The organism is Streptomyces nodosus (genome assembly GCF_008704995.1).
Classification (GTDB): Bacteria; Actinomycetota; Actinomycetes; order Streptomycetales; family Streptomycetaceae; genus Streptomyces; species Streptomyces nodosus.
In genome coordinates this window covers 2,707,700-2,720,909 of sequence record NZ_CP023747.1, presented here as the reverse complement: position 1 = coordinate 2,720,909, position 13,210 = coordinate 2,707,700, and the positions used below count along the sequence as shown (strand labels likewise).

Here is a 13,210-nt window from a genome sequence, read left to right as displayed (position 1 = left end):
GTTCGACGGTCGAAAGGGTCTCCTGCCCGGGCAGGCGCTCCATGGGAGCCGCCCACCCGGGCCGGAACGGAACAGGGCCGCCTCAGCCGGCCGTCCGCGCGTCCCGCGCCTGGGCCCTGAGGGCGCGTGCCAGGTCGTCGCGCGCCTCGAGCACCAGCCTGCGCAGCGCCGGGGGCGCCGACTCATGGGCGGTGAGCCAGGCGTCCGTCGCGTCCAGCGTCTCCCGGGAGTCCCGCAGCGACGGGAACAGGCCCCTCACCACATCCATCCCGATCTGGATGGACCGCTCGGCCCACACCCGCTCGATCACCGCGAAGTACCGCTCGGTGTACGGGGCGAGGAGTTCCCGCTGCGAGGGCTGCACCATGCCCGCGATGGTCGCCTCGACCAGCGCGTTCGACAGGGTGTCGGACTCCACGACCCGGGCCCACGCCTGCGCCTTGACCTCCGCCGAGGGGCGCGCGGCCAGACAGCGGACCTGGTGGCGCTTGCCGGAGGCGGTGTCGTCACGGGCCAGTTCCGCCGCGAGCACCGAACCGTCCGCGGCGCCGTGCGCGGCCAGCGGCTCCAGGAACGCCCAGCGCAGCTCCTGGTCCACCTCGAGACCCTCGATCGTCGCGGTGCCGTCCAGCAGCTCCCGCAGCAGCCGCAGCTCCGCCTCCTGCGAGGCCGTCGCCGCGAAGAACCGCGCCCAGGTCAGCTGATGCTGGCTGCCCGGCTCGGCCCGGCGCAGCTCGCGCAGCGCACCCTCGGCCAGCAGCCGCCCGCCCGTGGCCCGCCACTCGGGCGCCGCATAGTGCGTCTGCGCCGAGTTCGCCCAGGCGTGCAGCATCTGGAGCACCCCGATGTCGGACTCACGGCCGGCGAACCGCAGCACCAGGTCGATGAAGTCCCGGGCGGGCAGCAGCGCGTCCCGGGTCAGATTCCACAGCGCCGACCAGCACAGGGCGCGCGCCAGCGGGTCGGTGATGTCGCCGAGACGGTCCTTCAGGGTGGCCAGGGAGACGTCGTCGAGACGCATCTTGCAGTAGGTGAGGTCGTCGTCGTTGACCAGCACCAGCTCCGGGGCCCCGGCACCGGCCAGTTCACCGATCACCGTACGCGGACCGTGGACGTCCGTCTCGGCACGCGCGTACCGGACGAGCGCGCCCCCCTCGCTGCGGTACAGGCCCACCGCGACCCGGTGCGGGCGCAGTTCCGGGGTGCCCGACGGCGGAGCCGTCTGATGGGCCGGGCCGGCGGCCTCCTGGAGCACCGACAGCTCGGCGATCCGGCCGTCCTCGTCCAGACGCACCTGCGGGGTGAGGGAGTTGACGCCCGCCGTCTGCAGCCAGGACCGCGCCCAGGTCGTCATGTCCCGGCCGCTGGTCTCCTCCAGCACCGACAGCAGGTCGCCGAGGCGGGTGTTCCCGTAGGCGTTCCGCTTGAAGTAGCGGCGGGCGCCCTCCAGGAAGGCGTCCCGGCCGGCATACGCCACCAGCTGCTTCAGCACGGCGGCACCCTTGGCGTAGGTGATGCCGTCGAAGTTGAGCTTGGCGTCCTCCAGGTCACGGATGTCCGCCGTGACGGGGTGGGTGGAGGGCAGCTGGTCGGCGCGGTACGCCCAGGCCTTGCGGTTGTTGGCGAAGGTGATCCAGCCGTCGGTGAAACGGGTCGCCTCCACCAGGGAGAAGGAGCCCATGAAGTCCGCGAAGGACTCCTTCAGCCACAGGTCGTCCCACCACACCATGGTCACCAGGTCGCCGAACCACATGTGCGCCATCTCGTGCAGGATCACATTGGCCCGGCGCTCGTAGGACGCCTGGGTGACCTTGCCGCGGAAGATGAACTCCTCGCGGAAGGTGACCATCCCCGGGTTCTCCATCGCGCCCAGGTTGTACTCCGGCACGAACGCCTGGTCGTACTTCCCGAAGGGGTACGGGTAGTCGAAGTGGTCGTGGAAGAAGTCCAGGCCCTGCTTGGTGACCAGGAAGACGTCGTCCGCGTCGAAGTGCTTGGCCAGGCCCTTGCGGCACATGGCGCCGAGCGGGATCTCCAGCGTCGTACCGTCGTCGAAGGTGCGCGAGTAGCTGTCGGTGACATAGTGGTACGGCCCTGCCACCACCGCGGTGATGTAGGTGGAGATCGGCTTGGTCTCCGCGAACCGCCAGACCCCGTCCTGCAGTTCGCCGGCGCCGTTGCTCCATGCCGTCCAGCCCTCGGGGGCGCGGACCTCGAAGCGGAAGGGGGCCTTGAGGTCCGGCTGCTCGAAGTTGGCGAAGACCCGGCGGGAGTCGGCGGGCTCGTACTGGGTGTACAGATAGACCTCGCCGTCCTCCGGGTCGACGAAGCGGTGCAGGCCCTCGCCGGTGCGGGAGTAGGCGCACTGGGCGTCGACCACCAGCTCGTTCTCGGCGGCCAGGTCCTCCAGCTGGATCCGGGTGCCGTCGAAGACCTCGCTGGGGTCGAGGTCCTTGCCGTTGAGCGAGACCGCGGTGACGCTCGGGGCGATCAGATCGGCGAAGCTGCCGGCGCCCGGCTCGGCGCAGCGGAAGCGGATCGTGGTGACCGAGCGGAACGTGCGCGGCTCGCCGTCCGCGTCGCCGGGTCCCTCGCCCACGGCGGACCGCAGGTCGAGCGACACCTCGTACCCGTCGACGGACAGCAGGGCGGCCCGCTCCTGGGCCTCGTCGCGGGACAGATTCTCACCGGGCACGGGCGGCACTCCCTCGGGGGTCGGCTGAATGGCTTGAACAGGACCGATCCTGCCATGTGCTCCTGACGCGGGCATCGGGGCACACCTCGCCCGTGTCCCCGGACACGGCTCGTCCGCTTTCCGGGGAGCGGATCCGTGTCACCGGGAATGGCCGGGGCGACCGTCGATGTTGCACAGTCCACGACCGCATCATGAGGAGAGTCATGTCCGAAACCGCGACCGCTTCCGGAAAGACCCCTGTCGACTTCTGGTTCGACCCGCTGTGCCCCTGGGCCTGGATGACCTCGCGCTGGGTCCTGGAAGTGGAGAAGGTCCGCGACATCGAGGTGCGCTGGCACATCATGAGCCTGGCCGTGCTCAACGAGGACAAGCTGGACCAGCTGCCCGAGGAGTACCGGGAGATGCTCGCCACCAAGGCCTGGAAGCCGGTGCGTGTGGTGACCGCGGCCTGGCAGAAGCACGGGGCGGAGGTGCTCGGCCCGCTCTACACCGCGCTCGGCACCCGTTTCCACAACCAGGGCGAGGGGGCGACGACGGAGTCGATCGCCGCCGCGCTGAAGGACGCCGGGCTGCCCGCCGATCTGGTCGACTACGCCGATCAGGAGGACTTCGAGTTCGAGGCCGAGCTGCGCGCCTCGCACAAGGAGGGCATCGACAAGGTGGGCCAGGAGGTGGGCACGCCGGTGATCGCGGTTCCGGGCGACGACGGCGAGCAGATCGCCTTCTTCGGCCCGGTGGTCACCCCGGCCCCCAAGGGCGAGGATGCCGCGAAGCTGTGGGACGGCACGCTGGCGGTGGCCTCGGTGCCGGGCTTCTACGAGATCAAGCGCACCCGGACCAAGGGCCCGGACTTCAGCAACCTCTGAGACGCTTCAGCAGTCTCCGGGACGCTTCAGCGCCCTCCGAGACAGGGAACGGCCCCGCGAGTCTGGTCCTCGCGGGGCCGCCCCTTTTTTCCGCCTGCCACGTGAAGGGTGAGAAGACGATCACGAGCAGGACGCCTCGGACTTCTCAGGGAGCGAGCAGCAGCACATCGGCGCGGGACTTGGCGGCCTCGTAGCGCCGTGCCACGTCCTGCCAGTCGACGACCTGCCACATGGCCTCGATGAAGTCCACCTTCTGGTTCTTGTACTGCAGATAGAAGGCGTGCTCCCAGGCGTCGAAGACCAGGATCGGGGTGGAACCCTGGCCGACGTTGCCCTGGTGGTCGTAGATCTGTTCGACGATCAGCCGTCCGCTGAGCGGCTCATGGGCGAGGACACCCCAGCCGGATCCCTGGGTGGTCGCGGCGGCCTTGGTGAGCTGGGCCTTGAAATTGGCGAACGATCCGAAGGACTCCGCGATCGCGTCCGCGAGGCCGCCCACACCGTCGGCGGCCAGGGGCTCACCGCCGCCGTCACCGGTCATGTTGTGCCAGTAGATCGAGTGCAGGATGTGGCCGGAAAGGTGGAAGGCCAGGTTCTTCTCCAGGCCGTTGACCGAGCCCCACTGGTCCTTGTCCCGTGCCTCGGCGAGCTGCTCCAGCGTGTCGTTGGCGCCCTTGACGTACGCCGCGTGGTGCTTGTCGTGATGCAGCTCGATGATCTCGGGGCTGATCACGGGAGCGAGCGCGGAGTAGTCGTACGGCAGGTCGGGCAGCGTGTAGACGGGCATGACGGTCCCCTCCGAAACCTCTTATTGCAAAGGGCTTGCAACTACACGTTAGCAACAAAAGAGGCCGGGAGGGCAACAGGCGGGGCCCGTCGTCCGTCCCGGTCGAGGGCCCCTCAGGGGGGTGTGGTGGATGGTGCGGGTCCGCCCGGAGGTCGCAGCGAAGGGCGGCCCGAATTGGTGGAACCCTACAGACGCCCGACAGATCCGTTCCCCTGTCGACGGCCGGTCCGGCTTCGTGACCGGTATCACCTCGCGCCGGGTGTAAGGCGGGTCTTTTGTGGAAGATCCACCAAGCCGTGGATCCGCCCTTTGTCGAGCGCTGACGGTGATCGGCCCACCGGCCCTGGGATAGCGTCGCCCTGTTCCCGAACCGCCCCCCTCAGCGCCGGAGTGAGCCCTTCATGAGTACCGCCACCGCCATAGCACGCCCCGGCGAGGTCCTCGCCGACCTGCTGCCCGCATCCCGCGTCCGGGACATCGCCCTCGTGGCCGGCGGCGCCGCGCTCACCGGGCTCGCCGCGCAGATCGCGGTGCCCGTGCCGCACTCCCCGGTGCCGGTGACCGGCCAGACCTTCGCGGCGCTCCTGGTGGGCACCTCCCTCGGCGCCGGCCGCGGCTTCCTGGCCCTCGCGCTGTACGCGCTGGCCGGATCCGCCGGTGTCCCGTGGTTCGCCGGCGGTGCCTCCGGTGCCGGCGGTGCCTCCTTCGGCTATGTCCTCGGCATGATGCTCGCCGTCGCCGCCGTGGGCGCCCTCGCCCGCCGCGGAGCCGACCGCTCGGTGCTGCGCACGGCCGGTGCGATGCTGCTGGGCGAGGCGATCATCTACGCGGTCGGCGTGCCGTATCTGGCCGTCGCCACCGGCATGTCCCTGAGCGCCGCGCTCGCGGCCGGTCTGGTGCCGTTCCTGATCGGCGACGCGCTGAAGGCGGCGCTGGCGATGGGTCTGCTGCCCAGCGTCTGGAAGCTCGTCAGGAAGTGACCCCGTCGGGGGCCGGGCGGTGCACCCGGCCCCCGGACACGCCCGCCCCCGCGGCGGGCCCGCAGGCCGCCTTCTCCGCACCCGGAGAAGGCGATACCCGGAGAAGCCGATGGGCGTCGGCCGTGAAACACTCGCCCCATGCGCGTGTATCTCGGCTCCGACCATGCCGGCTACGAACTGAAGAACCACCTCGTCGACTGGCTCGAGGCGGCCGGCCACGAGCCCGTCGACTGCGGGCCCCATATCTTCGACGCCCAGGACGACTACCCGCCGTTCTGCCTCCGCGCGGCGGAGCGCACGGCCGCGGACCCCGACTCCCTCGGCATCGTGATCGGCGGCTCCGGCAACGGCGAGCAGATCGCCGCGAACAAGGTGAAGGGCGTACGGGCGGCCCTCGCCTGGAGCGAGGAGACGGCGTCCCTGGGCCGGCAGCACAACAACGCCAACGTCGTCGCGGTGGGCGCGCGGATGCACACCCAGGAAGAGGCGACCAGGTTCGTCGAGACCTTCCTGAACACGCCGTTCTCGGGCGACGAGCGGCACGAGCGGCGCATCGGCATGCTGACCGCGTACGAGACCACGGGCGACCTCCCCCCGATCCCCCCGCACCACCCGCAGGCCTGATCCACTGCCGGACGACATGCGTCGGGAGGTACGACGACCGTGCCGGAGGGGCACACCATTCATCGGCTGGCCGAGGACTGCGCCGCCCGGTTCGCGGGCCGCGCCGTCCGTGTCACCAGCCCCCAGGGCAAGTTCGCCGACGCCGCGGCCCTTCTCGACGGGGCCGAGCTGCACACCGCCGACGCCCATGGCAAGCACCTCTTCCTCGGCTTCCGCGACGACTGGGTCCATATCCACCTGGGCCTCTTCGGCAAGGTCACCTTCGGCGGCGCCCCCGCGCCCCCGCCCACCGACACGGTCCGCCTCCGCCTGGCCGACCCGGACTCCTATCTCGACCTGCGCGGCCCCACCACCTGCGCGCTGATCACCGACGAGGAGAAGGCCGCCGTCCACGGCCGCCTCGGCCCCGACCCGCTGCGCCCGGACGCCGACCCCGACGCCGCGTACCGCCGGATCTCCCGTAGCCGCACCACCGTCGCCGCCCTGCTGATGGACCAGAAGGTCATCGCCGGCGTCGGCAACGTCTACCGCGCCGAGGTCCTCTTCCGGCACGGCATCCACCCCTACCGGCCCGGCAGGGACATCACCCCCGCCGAATGGGACGCGATCTGGGCCGACCTCGTCGCCCTGATGCGGGAGGGCGTCCGGAACAACCGCATCGACACCGTCCGCCCGGAACACACCCCCGAGGCCATGGGCCGCCCGCCGCGCGTCGACGACCACGGCGGTGAGGTGTACGTGTACCGCAGGGCGACCCTGCCCTGCCATGTCTGTGGCGGCGAGATCCGCACCGCCGGTCTCGCCGCCCGCAATCTGTTCTGGTGCCCGGACTGCCAGCGACCCCGCTAGCACCCCGCCAGTTCTCGCCGCCCGGCACGCACCGGTACGGTGCCTGAACAGCGGTGCGCCCAGGGCGTGTTCGCCCTTCGCGATCTCCGTGGCGCGGCAAGGGCCCCACTCACCGGGGCAATCGGGGTGAGCGGGGTGATATCCCCCCGGTGTGGGGGGGCCGGTTCCTGTGAAGATCGGTGCCCGGACGAGGGACAAGTGGGACCTCCCGTGCCAAGCGGCTGGTCCGATGGATAAGGTCCCGAGCAATGGCAGTAGGACGAGAGCGGCGAGCGGAAGCCGAGACGTGGCCGGCCCGGTTGAAGAAGCAATGGCACCGGGTCCGCACCGGTGTGCGCAAATCCGCCGTGGACTACTTCCGCGGGGACGGATCGGACTGGATCGCCCTGGCCGGTCTGCTGCTGACCGTCCCGTTGATCGCGGCGACCACCCTGATCGACTCCGTGTGGTGCTCACCCGCCGCCCTGGTCCTGCCGATCGTGGCGGGCGGCCTGCTGCTCCGCCCCTCCAGCCTGCTCGGTCTGTACGCGGCCGCGGCCACCGCGCTGATCGTCGAGTCCGTGGAACTCGGCCCGTACACGGAGGGACCCTCGCGGGTCACGCCCGGCATCGTGCTGGTGGTGGCGGCCTGCGGGTTCTTCGGCCTGCTGATCGCGCAGTTCCGCAGCAGGGTCGGCGTGCCCTGGCGGCGCGGCGGGACCATGCTCTTCGACCTGCGCGAACGCATCCGGGTCCAGAGCAAGCTGCCCAAACTGCCGGTGGGCTGGCACCGTGAGATGGCGCTCCGGCCGGCCGGCGGACAGTCCTTCTCGGGTGACTTCGTGGTGGCGGCCCGCACCAACGGGGGCCGCACCCTGGAGGTGGTCCTGACCGATGTCTCGGGCAAAGGGATGGACGCGGGCTCACGCGCCCTCCTGCTGTCCGGCGCCTTCGGCGGGCTGCTGGGATCGCTGCCGCCCCACGCCTTCCTGCCCGCGGCCAACGGCTATCTGCTGCGCCAGGACTGGGACGAGGGGTTCGCGACCTCCATCCACCTGGTCCTGGACCTGGAGTCGGGCGACTACGAGCTGTACTCGGCCGGACATCCGCCGGGCCTTCAGCTCAGCGCGGGCACCGGCCGCTGGGAGGAGAAGGCCGCCGAAGGCCCTCTTCTCGGGGTGTACGACGGCGCCCAGTTCGACTCCGTGAAGGGTGCGCTGCGCCCCGGCGACGTCCTGATGCTGTTCACCGACGGCCTGGTGGAGACCGCGGAACGGGACATCGTCGAGGGCATCGACCGCCTCACCGGCGAGGCCGACCGCTATGTGCCCGGCGGCTTCCACGGCGCGGCCTGGCATCTCATCGAGGCGGTGGCCAAGGACGTGAACGACGACCGGGCGCTGCTCCTGATCTGCCGGGAGGGCCCGACGGCGCTGGCCGCACGCTGAGCCGGGCACGCGGCCCTCAGCCGGCCGGTGGCGCGGAGCGTTCGCGGGCGAGTTCCACCGCGTCCTTCCGGAAGGCCCACTCCATCCTGGGCTCCACCACACACCGGAAGACACGCCGCACCGGTGGCGTGCACAGCGCCGTCACCAGAGCGCCCGCGAGGACGGTCACACACACCACGCCCAGCGGCCCCTGCACCCACTGTGCGTCGTACCAGCCCCGGTACAGGGCGGTCTTCACCACGAACGCGTGCAGCAGATAGCCGTACAGCGTGCCCGCACCCAGGCCCGTGAACCACATCGTGCGGCGCGGCACCCAGGCGAAGAAGCAGACCGTGAGCAGCAGCGAGCAGCCCAGCAGGGCGAGTTCCATCACCGGCCCGCACCACCAGGGCGCCCCCAGCTCCTCCGCGCTGTCGCGGTGGTAGAACCAGTCGGGGTTCATCCGCGGCACGGCCCACCAGGCCACGCCGAGGGCGCCGACGAACACCGGCACCGACAGCAGGCGTGCCGCGCGGCGCCGCACCAGCTGGAAGTGCTCCGGCTTCAGGGACAGGCCGATGACGAAGAACGGCAGGAACTGCAGCACCCGCTGGAGGTCGAGGTCGTCGCCGATGTCGGGCGAGGTGGAGGCCAGCGTGGCGATCGCCACGGACAGCAGGACCGGGTGGCGGACCAGCTTCCAGACGGGGGTCGTCAACCGCCATATGAAGAGCGCTATCAGGAACCACGTCAGATACCAGGGGTCGGTCAGGCTGATCGGCATGTCCGGGTCGTCCCCGACCGCACGCTCGAAGAGCACGAACGCCGTCTCGAACACGACATAGGGCACGACGACCCCCGTCAGCAGCCGCTTCAGCCGGTCGGGGCGCATGTCGAAGCTGCGCGAGAAGTAGCCGGAGACGACGATGAACGCCGGCATGTGGAAGGCGAAGACGAAGAGATACAGCGCCGCCATCATGCGGTTGCCGTCCCTCAGCGGCTCCCAGGCGTGGCCCATCGCCACCAGCACGATCGCCAGGTACTTGGAGTTGTCGAAGAACGGGTCACGCTGCCCGGCGGGCGGTCGCGCCGCCCGGCCGTCCCGGGGACCCGGAATGCCGTCCGCCGGGGGCCGGGCCGGGGACGGGTCTGTCGCTGTTGTGGGGGACGAGGCGGCGTGAGACATGTCTCCAACCCTGGTGTTGTCCGTGTACATAGGGAAAACCTTCGACGTACATCGTGCTCTCGCCTGCGCGTACCCCCGACGCGAAAAAGCCGACGGATTCGGAACGTGTTCTTTCGCACATTCGCCGTCGCGCCGATCCACCTCTCACGGACGGCTGTTGTGTCCCTATTCATCTGGACTGCGACAAGGCGCACTTCGCGGTGGGTCCGGCGCGGGCCGCGCGGCCGAGGTGACCGGCGATGCCTCAGAGACCGCATGGGGCAGGCCCGTTGGTGGCACGATGGTTCCAGCGGGGGTGCGCGCAGGGGATGGTGCCTCCGGGCCGGGAGAGTACCGATCGAGGGTGTGATCAGTTGTGGCCATTTCACTGTCAGCGGTGCTGCTGTTGGCGATCATCCTGGTGGTGTTGATCCGCGGGGGTTCGATCAAGCCGGGCCCGGCGATCGTCGCGGTCCTCTTCGGATTCTTCCTGGCATCGTCCGGTATGGCCCCGTCCATCACCCGGTTCCTCGACTCGATAGCCGAGACCATCAACTCCATCAGCTTCTGACGGCTCCCCCCCGCGCCTTCAGCCGTCGGCCTGCTGATCTTCCTGGCTTCGAGGAAGGGCCCATCGGACCGGTCGCCACGCAGGGGCACGCGGGGGACGTGGCGGACTGATCGATCGCAGCCCCCGGAAACACTCGGGGCCAGGCGGAGGAAAGATCCTCGGGCCTGGCCCTGAGCCGTATGGAGCGGGCGACGGGAATCGAACCCGCGTAGCTAGTTTGGAAGACTAGGGCTCTACCATTGAGCTACGCCCGCGACAGCGCGCCGCAGGTCGGCGACCGCGGCACAGGAGGCATCGTAGCGGGTCGCCCGCCTCGGGGGCCAACGCATCGGCCCGCGTCCGTGCCCATGAACAATCCGGCCGACGCATCCCGTCCGGCCATGTACCCTACGTGTCGCACCAGACGGGGTGTGGCGCAGCTTGGTAGCGCGTCCGCTTTGGGAGCGGAAGGCCGTGGGTTCAAATCCCGCCACCCCGACCACCGGCCGGAGCCGCCCGGTTACCGACTCGCGTGATCACCTTGGGGGCGCTGACCGGCTGCGGTTACTATGCAAACTGCGCGCCCGTGTGTCTGCACTGCCACGTCTCTCAGGTCAGGGGCCGCGAATCCGCCGAAGGCCCACCCGTCCGGGGTGGAACATCTCGGCAGAACCCCGAAGAAGTCAGCCACAAGGAGACCGAACCGTGAAGAGCGCCGTGGAGACCCTGAACCCGACCCGGGTTCGGCTCACTGTTGAGGTGCCCTTCGAGGAGCTCAAGGACAGCCTCGACGCGGCGTACAAGAAGATCAACCAGCAGGTCACGGTGAAGGGCTTCCGTAAGGGCAAGATCCCGGCCCGCGTCATCGACCAGCGGTTCGGCCGCGGTGCGGTCCTGGAAGAGGCCGTCAACGACGCGCTCCCGAAGTTCTACACCGAGGCGGTCAACGAGGCCGAGCTCAACCCGCTCGGCCAGCCCGAGGTCGACATCAAGGAGCTGAAGGACAACGAGCTGCTGTCCTTCACCGCCGAGGTCGACGTCCGCCCCGCCATCGAGATCCCGGACTACTCCGGCATCGAGGTCGAGGTCGACGCCATCGAGGTGACGGACGAGGACATCGACACGTCGGTCGAGCAGCTGCGTGACCGCTTCGCGTCGACGAGCCCCGTCGAGCGTGCCGCCGAGGACGGCGACGTCGTCACCATCGACCTGGAGGCCAAGGTCGAGGGCGAGGTCCTCGAGGACGGTGTCGCCGAGGGTGTCTCCTACACCATCGGCTCCGGCGAGCTGCTGGACGGCATCGACGAGGCCGTGAAGGGCCTGTCGGCCGGCCAGGAGGGCACCTTCACCTCCGAGCTCAAGGGCGGCTCGGCCGCGGGCAAGGAGGCCGAGGTCACCGTCAAGGTCACCCAGGTCGCCGCCCGTGAACTGCCCGAGCTGGACGACGAGTTCGCGCAGCTCGCGTCGGAGTTCGACACCCTGGAGGAGCTGCGGGCGGACAGCCGCAAGCGCCTGGCCAACATGAAGCAGTACGACCAGGCCACGCAGGCCCAGGAGCGTGTCCTGGACAAGCTGCTCGAGCTGGTCGAGGTCCCGGTCCCCGAGAAGCTCCTCGAGGACGAGATCAACACCCGTAAGCACAACCTGGAGCACCACCAGCTCCCGCAGATGGGTCTGACCATCGAGAAGTACCTGGAGATCCAGGGCAAGACCGCCGAGGAGTTCGACACCGAGACCCGCGAGGCCGCGGTCAAGGGCATCAAGACCCAGTTCGTCCTCGACGAGCTGGTCAACCGGGAGAAGCTGAACGTCAGCCAGGAGGAGCTCACCGAGCACCTCATGCGGCGCGCGGCCTCCTCCGGCATGTCCCCCGACCAGTTCGCCCAGGCGGTCGTCGAGGGCGGCCAGGTCCCGATGCTGGTCGGCGAGGTCGCCCGCGGCAAGGCGCTCGCCACGGTCGTCGAGGCCGCCACGGTCAAGGACACCAACGGCGAGATCGTCGACCTGGACGACGAGGACGAGGACGAGGCCGGCACCACCGAGGCCGCGAAGGACTCCGCCGAGGCCGTCGAGGCCGCCGAGGAGAAGCCGGAGGCGTGACCTCCGCGCGGCGGGCCGGCCGCACGCGGCTCCCCGAGCCGTAGGCGGCACGAAGCACGATCGACGGGCCCCAGGACGCACAGCGCGCCCTGGGGCCCGTCGCCGTACGGGGCCGCCCGGCCGGTACGCCCCGGCCGCCCCGCCGAGCAGGCTCCGCGGGCGCCGGGAATCATGGACCCCGCCACCAACAGCCCGCACCGACGCGACCGCCGCCCCGACCGCGGCGACAATGGACGCGGGGCACCCCCGCACCGGGCCGTGTGACGGGGCCGGGGAGCCCGCCATGATCCGAACGAGAGGCCCTGAGGGCCCCACAGGGCCGGGGCCCATGCGCTGACAGCGAACACCCGCAGAAGCGGGATGGCACCCGACTGCCTGCGCGTTAGGGTCCATGAATACGAGGGCAGGGGAGTCCCCGAAGCCGCCTCGACGAGGGGCGCACGGGGTTCCACGCCCCGGCAGAACACGTGAGACGGCCCCGCGCCGTCGTCAAGACGAGCAGGTGGATACGTGACGAATCTGATGCCCTCCGCCGCCGGCGAGCCTTCCATCGGTGGCGGCCTCGGTGACCAGGTCTACAGCCGGCTGCTCAACGAGCGGATCATCTTCCTCGGCCAGCCGGTCGACGACGACATCGCCAACCGGATCACCGCACAGCTGCTGCTCCTTGCCGCCGACCCGGACAAGGACATTTACCTGTACATCAACAGCCCCGGCGGCTCCATCACGGCCGGCATGGCGATCTACGACACCATGCAGTACATCAAGAACGATGTCGTGACCATTGCCATGGGCATGGCGGCGTCGATGGGGCAGTTCCTGCTCAGCGCGGGCACCCCGGGCAAGCGCTTCGCCCTGCCCAACGCCGAGATCCTCATCCACCAGCCCTCGGCCGGTCTCGCCGGTTCCGCGTCCGACATCAAGATCCACGCCGAGCGGCTGCTGCACACCAAGAAGCGCATGGCCGAGCTCACCTCCTTCCACACCGGCCAGTCCGTCGAGCAGATCACCCGTGACTCGGACCGCGACCGCTGGTTCGACGCCGACGAGGCGAAGGTGTACGGCCTGATCGACGAGGTCATCACCACCGCTGCCGGCATGCCGGGCGGCGGCGGCACCGGAGCGGGCTCGTAAGGGCTCATCGGGCCCCCGTACGGCGGAGGCGGACGCCCAGGAGGCTCCCCACCG

The 13,210-nt window shown here is 70.1% G+C and carries 11 protein-coding genes and 2 tRNA genes; 9 read left to right on the top strand and 4 right to left on the bottom strand.

The window, feature by feature from the left end; all coding sequences use genetic code 11:
- Positions 1 to 82: 82 nt before the first annotated feature.
- Positions 83 to 2,695, bottom strand: coding sequence for an aminopeptidase N (gene pepN, locus CP978_RS12355; protein WP_043440234.1), 2,613 nt, complete (start codon positions 2,693 to 2,695; stop codon positions 83 to 85).
- Positions 2,696 to 2,898: 203 nt separating this feature from the next.
- On the opposite strand from pepN, the gene CP978_RS12350 reads away from it, so the two are divergent.
- Positions 2,899 to 3,561 carry a mycothiol-dependent nitroreductase Rv2466c family protein gene (locus CP978_RS12350; protein ID WP_043440232.1) on the top strand — a complete coding sequence of 221 codons (663 nt, stop codon included), beginning with the start codon at positions 2,899 to 2,901 and terminating at the stop codon, positions 3,559 to 3,561.
- Between the two features lie 145 nt (positions 3,562 to 3,706).
- On the opposite strand, the gene CP978_RS12345 is transcribed toward CP978_RS12350, so the two are convergent.
- Positions 3,707 to 4,348, bottom strand: a complete 642-nt coding sequence (locus CP978_RS12345) for a superoxide dismutase (RefSeq protein WP_043440230.1) — start codon at positions 4,346 to 4,348, stop codon at positions 3,707 to 3,709.
- A 401-nt stretch (positions 4,349 to 4,749) separates the two neighbouring features.
- Between CP978_RS12345 and CP978_RS12340 the strand changes: the two genes are divergently transcribed.
- The 4 genes from CP978_RS12340 to CP978_RS12325 all read left to right on the top strand — a co-directional run bounded on the left by CP978_RS12340 (position 4,750) and on the right by CP978_RS12325 (position 8,228).
- Positions 4,750 to 5,328 (top strand): biotin transporter BioY, encoded by a 579-nt coding sequence (locus CP978_RS12340; RefSeq protein WP_043440229.1) that lies wholly within the window; start codon positions 4,750 to 4,752, stop codon positions 5,326 to 5,328.
- Between the two features lie 138 nt (positions 5,329 to 5,466).
- Complete coding sequence (locus tag CP978_RS12335) at positions 5,467 to 5,952, top strand: ribose-5-phosphate isomerase (RefSeq protein WP_043440228.1); 486 nt, start codon at positions 5,467 to 5,469, stop codon at positions 5,950 to 5,952.
- A gap of 39 nt (positions 5,953 to 5,991) precedes the next feature.
- Positions 5,992 to 6,801 carry an Fpg/Nei family DNA glycosylase gene (locus tag CP978_RS12330; RefSeq protein ID WP_043440227.1) on the top strand — a complete coding sequence of 270 codons (810 nt, stop codon included), beginning with the start codon at positions 5,992 to 5,994 and terminating at the stop codon, positions 6,799 to 6,801.
- A gap of 248 nt (positions 6,802 to 7,049) precedes the next feature.
- Complete coding sequence (locus CP978_RS12325) at positions 7,050 to 8,228, top strand: PP2C family protein-serine/threonine phosphatase (RefSeq protein ID WP_043440226.1); 1,179 nt, start codon at positions 7,050 to 7,052, stop codon at positions 8,226 to 8,228.
- Positions 8,229 to 8,244: 16 nt separating this feature from the next.
- Here the strand turns inward: CP978_RS12325 and CP978_RS12320 are convergent, their stop codons facing one another.
- Positions 8,245 to 9,393, bottom strand: a complete 1,149-nt coding sequence (locus CP978_RS12320; protein WP_043440225.1) for an acyltransferase family protein — start codon at positions 9,391 to 9,393, stop codon at positions 8,245 to 8,247.
- A 355-nt stretch (positions 9,394 to 9,748) separates the two neighbouring features.
- On the opposite strand from CP978_RS12320, the gene CP978_RS12315 reads away from it, so the two are divergent.
- Positions 9,749 to 9,943: a hypothetical protein gene (locus CP978_RS12315; protein WP_043440224.1), complete on the top strand. Its 195-nt coding sequence runs from the start codon at positions 9,749 to 9,751 to the stop codon at positions 9,941 to 9,943.
- Positions 9,944 to 10,123: 180 nt separating this feature from the next.
- On the opposite strand, the gene CP978_RS12310 is transcribed toward CP978_RS12315, so the two are convergent.
- Positions 10,124 to 10,197 (bottom strand) — tRNA-Gly (locus CP978_RS12310).
- A gap of 150 nt (positions 10,198 to 10,347) precedes the next feature.
- On the opposite strand from CP978_RS12310, the gene CP978_RS12305 reads away from it, so the two are divergent.
- From CP978_RS12305 to CP978_RS12295, 3 genes are all read left to right on the top strand, one after another.
- A tRNA-Pro gene (locus tag CP978_RS12305) sits at positions 10,348 to 10,424 on the top strand.
- A 203-nt stretch (positions 10,425 to 10,627) separates the two neighbouring features.
- Positions 10,628 to 12,022 (top strand): trigger factor, encoded by a 1,395-nt coding sequence (tig, locus tag CP978_RS12300; RefSeq protein WP_043440222.1) that lies wholly within the window; start codon positions 10,628 to 10,630, stop codon positions 12,020 to 12,022.
- A gap of 522 nt (positions 12,023 to 12,544) precedes the next feature.
- Positions 12,545 to 13,156, top strand: a complete 612-nt coding sequence (locus tag CP978_RS12295) for an ATP-dependent Clp protease proteolytic subunit (protein ID WP_150478380.1) — start codon at positions 12,545 to 12,547, stop codon at positions 13,154 to 13,156.
- Positions 13,157 to 13,210: the final 54 nt, after the last annotated feature.

What these genes read in the sequence shown, in the direction of transcription:
- CP978_RS12350 (WP_043440232.1), top strand. Translation starts at nt 2,899, where the DNA reads ATGTCCGAAACCGCGACCGCTTCCGGAAAGACCCCTGTCGACTTCTGG.
- CP978_RS12345 (WP_043440230.1), bottom strand. Translation starts at nt 4,348, where the DNA reads ATGCCCGTCTACACGCTGCCCGACCTGCCGTACGACTACTCCGCGCTC.
- CP978_RS12340 (WP_043440229.1), top strand. Translation starts at nt 4,750, where the DNA reads ATGAGTACCGCCACCGCCATAGCACGCCCCGGCGAGGTCCTCGCCGAC.
- CP978_RS12335 (WP_043440228.1), top strand. Translation starts at nt 5,467, where the DNA reads ATGCGCGTGTATCTCGGCTCCGACCATGCCGGCTACGAACTGAAGAAC.
- CP978_RS12325 (WP_043440226.1), top strand. Translation starts at nt 7,050, where the DNA reads ATGGCAGTAGGACGAGAGCGGCGAGCGGAAGCCGAGACGTGGCCGGCC.
- CP978_RS12320 (WP_043440225.1), bottom strand. Translation starts at nt 9,393, where the DNA reads ATGTCTCACGCCGCCTCGTCCCCCACAACAGCGACAGACCCGTCCCCG.
- CP978_RS12295 (WP_150478380.1), top strand. Translation starts at nt 12,545, where the DNA reads ATGCCCTCCGCCGCCGGCGAGCCTTCCATCGGTGGCGGCCTCGGTGAC.